Here is a 6,477-nt window from a genome sequence, read left to right as displayed (position 1 = left end):
GTAGGTATATTGGGTTACCTTAGCGTTTTGGGTAATTTGTTGCGGTAAATTTAGATAATTATATTGGGTGGAGAAATATAATTATTAACCAGTTATACATATAAAAGCCACTGCAAAAACAGTGGCTTTTTGTTTTACTCACGAGTATGAGCGAAACCCTTGTGCCAGCGGGCGGAGAGGCTTCATTAAGTGGCTAAAGGCAGCTCTGAAGTGCCTTTACTCACTTAATGAAGGTGGTATAGACACTTAGGATAATGGTTAGAGAAACTCTATGAGTGGCTAGAAACCGTTTATAAACCAGTTGCCGACACTTTAATACATATGGCCGGAATATTTTACCGGACATTTTTTAACCTTTACTTTACAGAATGTATTATCTTTGAATCTTCACAAATTGATTAAAGAATGGACTACAAAATACATCAGGGAAGAAATGTAAAACGCTTCAGAGAAATGCTGGGCATCAAGCAGGAAGCATTAGCGCTTGATCTGGGCGACGACTGGAATCAAAAAAAGATCTCTTTACTTGAACAAAAAGAAACCATCGAAAACCAGCTACTCGAAAAAATATCCGAAGTACTGAAAATTCCCGTAGAAGCTTTTCAGAATTTTGATGAGGAGCAAGCTGTGAATATTATAGCGAATACTTTTCAAGATGATGCAGTTGCTTATGCAGAGCAATATAAATGTACTATCAACCCAATGGACAAAATCATCCAGCTTCACGAAGAAAAAATCGCTTTGTATGAGCGTATGCTGAAGGAAAAGGATGAAATGATGAGCAGACTGGAAAAGCTGCTTGATAAGTAAGAGAGCTTATAAAAAATACACTTCTAATAAAACGAAAAACCACTGCTGTGCAGTGGTTTTGTTTATTTGTGGGCACGAGCGGGACGCTCGCGCCAGCGGGGGAAAGCATTATCAATTTTTACCCAATGATTTCTTGTACATAATCATCAGATTTATAAAAATCACTCAGTTTTTGACCACAAAAGGGGCAGTAATTTACGACCATTCTCATAGTCTTTTCATCATTTACACTTATTTCATAACCTGAAGTAATGACAAATCCTTTTTCGTCGGCTTTAGGATCTAGTAAAAGCATTTTTTTTCTAAAATCACCAATGTATTTTACAATTCTAAAATTGAGACTTGCTTTATTTTGTGGTCTATTAAAAAAACTTAATCTCTCACAACAAAAATTTTTATTTTCCATTTTATTTATTTTATCTTTAAGGAATATGTGATATACCTAGCTTATTTAAAGCTTCGACCAAATCTTTCCCTGTGAATAGATATTCATTAAAAGTACCTGAGATTCCCATATGCTGTCCGGGACTAATTGATAGTCTTTGAGTATGTTCCAAAATGTATAGCCCAGATCTACTAATTTGGTATTGATTGATTGTTCCTCCATTTTTAATATAACTGGCTGCATATTCAACATTATCTGTTAAAAACAAAAATTCACTTCCAACTTCAGATCCACTAGTTCCTCTGTATAATGTAACAAGAGGATCAAATTCATCGATAGAAGAAAGTATTTTAGATATTCCATTTCCCGTCTCCTCTGCTGCCGCAACTGCATTAGCTGCTTTTGCAAGTCTACCATACCCTCCAAACATATTATAACCACCACCACCGAAGTCCTGCATTATTTCTATGTGGGAACTATTCATTAGTCTAAAAGACCTGTCCAGACTAGATTCTCCTTCATTATAAAAAGGATTATCACGTCGTGCGCGGTATTCAGCCATATGATTATAATTGGCTCCTTGTATTAAACCAAATAACCTGCTCCCGCTGGCACTATAATCTTCTGGTATTCTTTCTGCTGGACCAACTTCTAATTTAATTTTATTGTTGTTCCCACCAAATAACCACCTAATGGCATTACCTATACTTTTCCAAAAACCAGGTTTAGGCCCCTGCATAGCTCGAGAACTTCCACCATGATCTCCACCATTCCACATGGTTTTGAAATTATTACCAAATCCTGCACTTTCATAAGAACTGCCAAACCAACTGCTTCCAAGGATAGTACTATTCTGATCAAATTTCCAATGTAATGCAGACACATTCTGCATTCCATCCGGGTCTATAAACATTACAGGGTTGTCATAAGCATAAGCATAGGTACTCCATCTTCTGGATGTTTCTGCCAGCGGATCTATTACACCCCATCTTCCAAGGTCAGGCATATACATTCTTGCCCCATAATCATACATTCCGCTTTCCTGAAGCTCTTTACCATTGTATTTGTACTGGTAAGCGTTTTGGGTAGTCATTGTATAATTATGCAGCATCCCAAAAGGATAATAATTATTCACTTCCACAATTTCCCCCGGTTTCCAGTCATCAATACAGAATTTTCCTGTACAAATGGAGGTATAGTACCTTCTTGGCTGGATAAAACCATCTCCATTTGTATCCGCATAACTTAACCTTGTATTTCCCAGATGATCTTTGTACTGTAAATATAACGGTTTCTCTATAATAGAGAGTAAAAGCCACTGCAAAAACAGTGGCTTTTTGTTTTATTCACGGACACGAGCGAAACCCTTGCGCAAGCGGTGGAATATAGTTCCTAGTTTTTTACATGTATTTCTAATATTTATTTTTACTTCGGAGCATTCTTATATTCATTATAAAATTCGGAAATAGCCTTTTCAATCTCATCAAAATTATAAGATAATGTAGTGGAAGAAATCGAAATAGGCGTACCATATGTTTTATATGTTCTCTCTAATATTTTTCTCTTTATCCCGCTTTCTTTATTTAAGTATTTATTGGGATCTTTTACATTAATAATTAAAAATTTTGTTGAGACAACATCAATCCGTTTTATTGAGTTAATATCATTCCAAAAAATTAGTCCTACACTTACATAACTAGAATTATCAATAATTCCTTTTTCATTTATTATAAGATTAAATTTCTTTGTAAGCAAACTTTTTATTAAAATTATCAAGCATAATCCAAAAAACAATATTGCTACAATTCCTACCATACGTATGATTGTTACACTTCTAAATATAAAAGACGCAAATTTATGAGGACTAACTACAAAAAAGACACCTAATATTGTAAATATCAGCGAGCCTAATACTAATAATATTAATTTTGTTTTACTACTTTTTATTTCAATTGTATTCATTATTTATTTTATTATATTTAATAATCGGCTTTATTCAATGCTTTACTTGCCCAACCCTCGGCAATGTCACCACCCCAAACTCCTCCTACAATACTTCCTACAATACCACCAACTGCAGCTCCAATAATCGTTCCCTCAGGTCCAACAAGGGTTCCTATAGCTCCGCCGAATTTACCTAGTGCCCAAGCTCCGGCTGCCGCTCCAGCCATTCCTCCGGCTACATTTGCTGTTGCTACCTGAGCCCTAACACCAAACTTCCAATCATCTTTATAAACTCCATACCCTATTTGTCCTGCACTGATTGCATAGCCTACATAACCTGCTCTTTTGGCATATTTCCCAAGCATTGTAGTAGTTCGAACATAATCGCTTCTTAGTCCTATTAACGATCCTCTAGCTCTTCCTGCATATGCAGTACTTCTCCTTTGTCCAAGATTATCAATCCAATATCCGCTATTATAAAGAGACGTTCTCTGTTTAGCAACATATTTAAATCCTCCTCCAACAGTAGTAGCTCCCCAATCTGCCCAGTTTTTATAGGCTTCCATTGGAAGCTCACTAAATTTGGCATGATATCCTGTTCCGAGATCAATTTCTCCATGTATATCTGTCCCACTATAAGAAGTTAAAGTAGGTGTTCCTTTCCACCATGTCGCTTCATTACCATCAAAACTGAGTCCATCCATGGTGCCTCCATCTTTAAAATAATTGAGCATTTTAACTGCGTCACTTCCACTAAAATAATAACCAGAACCTCCTCCATGATCTCCTCCGTTCCACATGGTTTTGAAATTATTACCAAAACCTGAACTTACGTAAGAATCATCAAACCAACTATTTCCAAGAATAGTACTGTTCCTATCAAATTTCCAATGTGATGCAGACACATTTTCTCTTCCATCCGGATCTATGAACATCACAGGATTGTCATAGGCGTAGGCATAGGTACTCCATCCTCTGGATGTTTCTGCCAGCGGATCGATTACACCCCATCGTCCGATGTCAGCCATGTACATTCTTGCTCCATAATCATACATTCCGCTTTCCTGAAGCTCTTTACCATTGTATTTATAACTGTAGAAACTTCCAAAGTTAGAAGTACTGAAAGCCCCTGAGATATGGTTCAGCCCAAAAGGATAATAATTGTTGGTATCGATAATTTCAGGAACGCCTGCGCTGTTTTTGGTAAAGGTTACCCTGGCATTTCCAAGGTGGTCTTTTTACCAACACATCTGAAACACCTGATATGAACGCTAACACTAGCTTGCAGTTTGTTGCTTATGTATTTAATTATTTTTTTCAAACTCGTATTTTAGCATTTCATCAGGATCACCTTCCCATATAAAAATATTCCAAGGTGGGTTATTTCCATTGATACCTTGCCCTGAGATATAAAATAAAATTTCCCCTTTTGTTCCCTCGGGTAGATTATATTTCATAGTAATTCCATTGTCTATATCATCAAGAATACCACTTTCTACATTTTCTGTAAACTGCCAAGTTCCTTCAGCATTTAATTCTCTATTTTTATTTTTTGGAAAACTACTGATTTTATAATGATCGACCCCTTTCAAAATACAAGTTCCATTTTTATTTAATTTGATATATGCATTATCAGATGACTTCCAAGTTCCTATAAAATCTGATTGTTTTGGCTTAGTTTCACCACAACTATATAACATAATTGTTAATAGTGTAATTAATAAATATTTTAATTTTGTTTTCATTTTAGATATAATACTTCTGTCCAGTGAAATGATTGAGTAGTTTTAGACCCCCAACCTGTTTTAAATTTTTCATTAATAAGTTTCCCCGCTGTCTGTTGCCAAATTGGAAGATAGCCAAGCACAGGAGGGCGGGACGCAGATTGCATTGTAGAAGAATTTTCAACATGAAATGAAACAACTACACTCTTATTATATGCTGCTGCCGTGTATTCTAAGTTATAAGATCCTAAATATGTTACAGCTAAATTCCCTGTTAACCCGCCTGTTAATAACGTTGAATAATCTTTAAGATAAAGCCCAACTCCTTTTATACCACCTAGCTTATAAGAATTTGACCCCTCTAAACTACTTTGACTTAAAGCCATTTTAGATAGGATAATATCCCTAGTGGCTTGTACATGACTATGTTGTCTTAACATTTCTGTCATTAAGTCTCCATTAGTAAAATCTCGATGTCTTGGACCTGTTCCTGAAAGCCACTCTACACCTAATTGCCAAGGAGTTATTTCTTTATTTGAAGGAAAATTTTCACGCCTTAATTTCAGCATGTTAAATTGTCCCACTCCAGTGACATTTGGGTCAGAATCCTCATAATCTGTCCACCATTTCAAAGTACCATTCTGATTAACCAATCCGCCACTTCCCCCATTATAAAATGCATCCATCAGATCTGCAAACGCCTGTGTCTGTACGAAGGGTCTACTTCCCGAACCACCATGATCCCCTCCGTTCCACATGGTTTTGAAATTATTACCAAAGCCTGAACTTACGTAAGAATCATCAAACCAACTGTTTCCAAGAATAGTACTGTTCCTATCAAATTTCCAATGTAATGCAGACACATTCTGCATTCCATCCGGGTCTATAAACATTACAGGGTTATTATAAGCATAAGCATAGGTACTCCATCTTCTGGATATTTCTGCCAGCGGATCTATTACACCCCATCGTCCAAGGTCCGGCATATACATTCTTGCCCCATAATCATACATTCCGCTTTCCTGAAGCTCCTTACCATTGTATTTGTACTGGTAGGCATTCTGAGTAGTGGCTGTATAGTTATGCATCATCCCGAAAGGATAATAATTATTCACTTCTACAATTTCCCCCGGTTTCCAGTCATCAATACAAAATTTTCCTGTACAAATGGAAGTATAATATCTTCTTGGCTGGATGATCCCATCCTTATTGGTGTCTGTATAACTAAGTCTCACATTTCCGAGATGATCTGTATAGTTATAGACATAGCGCTCATTCAGTACATCATAATATCCTTCTGCTGTGGGAATAATTCTCAGTTTCAAAACCGGAATCTCATTAGGGTCAGGCTGGAAAAATCCTTCTCCATTCCATGATTCTATGAGGAAGGTAGATTTATACTGAAAACCGTCCAGATAATCTGTTTCTATATCTCCAAAGAGCTTCTTTACCTTTACACCATCCGCTCTGTAGGTATATTGGGTTACTTTAGCGTTTTGGGTAATTTGTTGCGGTAAATTTAGATAATTATATTGGGTGGAGAAATATAATTATTAACCAGTTATACATATAAAAGCCACTGCAAAAACAGTGGCTTTTTGTTTTACTCACGAG

At 36.3% G+C, this 6,477-nt stretch carries 7 protein-coding genes; 1 reads left to right on the top strand and 6 read right to left on the bottom strand.

The window, feature by feature from the left end:
- The first annotated feature begins 405 nt into the window (after positions 1-405).
- Positions 406-810, top strand: a complete 405-nt coding sequence (locus REB14_RS13530) for a helix-turn-helix domain-containing protein (RefSeq protein ID WP_309522429.1) — start codon at positions 406-408, stop codon at positions 808-810.
- 118 nt (positions 811-928) lie between these two features.
- Here the strand turns inward: REB14_RS13530 and REB14_RS13525 are convergent, their stop codons facing one another.
- The 6 genes from REB14_RS13525 to REB14_RS24215 all read right to left on the bottom strand — a co-directional run bounded on the left by REB14_RS13525 (position 929) and on the right by REB14_RS24215 (position 6,188).
- Positions 929-1,216 (bottom strand): hypothetical protein, encoded by a 288-nt coding sequence (locus REB14_RS13525; protein ID WP_079240576.1) that lies wholly within the window; start codon positions 1,214-1,216, stop codon positions 929-931.
- 16 nt (positions 1,217-1,232) lie between these two features.
- Positions 1,233-2,519: an RHS repeat domain-containing protein gene (locus REB14_RS24220; RefSeq protein WP_425248766.1), complete on the bottom strand. Its 1,287-nt coding sequence runs from the start codon at positions 2,517-2,519 to the stop codon at positions 1,233-1,235.
- A 101-nt stretch (positions 2,520-2,620) separates the two neighbouring features.
- Entirely contained in the window at positions 2,621-3,157 is a 537-nt protein-coding gene (locus tag REB14_RS13515) for an STM3941 family protein (protein WP_309522428.1), read from the bottom strand.
- Positions 3,158-3,174: 17 nt separating this feature from the next.
- A complete protein-coding gene (locus REB14_RS13510) occupies positions 3,175-4,314 on the bottom strand; it encodes an RHS repeat-associated core domain-containing protein (RefSeq protein WP_309522430.1) in 1,140 nt (379 codons plus the stop codon).
- Positions 4,315-4,443: 129 nt separating this feature from the next.
- Positions 4,444-4,884: a hypothetical protein gene (locus REB14_RS13505; protein WP_309522427.1), complete on the bottom strand. Its 441-nt coding sequence runs from the start codon at positions 4,882-4,884 to the stop codon at positions 4,444-4,446.
- The gene (locus tag REB14_RS24215) at positions 4,881-6,188 is read right to left on the bottom strand and encodes an RHS repeat-associated core domain-containing protein (protein ID WP_425248765.1); all 1,308 of its coding nucleotides are present in this window, start codon (positions 6,186-6,188) and stop codon (positions 4,881-4,883) included. Before REB14_RS24215 ends, REB14_RS13505 begins: the two co-directional genes overlap by 4 nt.
- Positions 6,189-6,477 lie beyond the last annotated feature (289 nt).

Origin of the sequence: Chryseobacterium metallicongregator (assembly GCF_031324065.1) — a bacterium.
In the GTDB taxonomy this organism is placed as follows: domain Bacteria; phylum Bacteroidota; class Bacteroidia; order Flavobacteriales; family Weeksellaceae; genus Chryseobacterium; species Chryseobacterium metallicongregator.
Note: the sequence above shows the minus strand (reverse complement) of the source record. Positions and strands in the feature narration are given on the sequence as shown.

Excerpts from the sequence above, each read along its gene's own strand:
- REB14_RS13505 (WP_309522427.1), bottom strand. The coding sequence starts at position 4,884 with ATGAAAACAAAATTAAAATATTTATTAATTACACTATTAACAATTATG.
- REB14_RS13515 (WP_309522428.1), bottom strand. The coding sequence starts at position 3,157 with ATGAATACAATTGAAATAAAAAGTAGTAAAACAAAATTAATATTATTA.
- REB14_RS13525 (WP_079240576.1), bottom strand. The coding sequence starts at position 1,216 with ATGGAAAATAAAAATTTTTGTTGTGAGAGATTAAGTTTTTTTAATAGA.
- REB14_RS13530 (WP_309522429.1), top strand. The coding sequence starts at position 406 with ATGGACTACAAAATACATCAGGGAAGAAATGTAAAACGCTTCAGAGAA.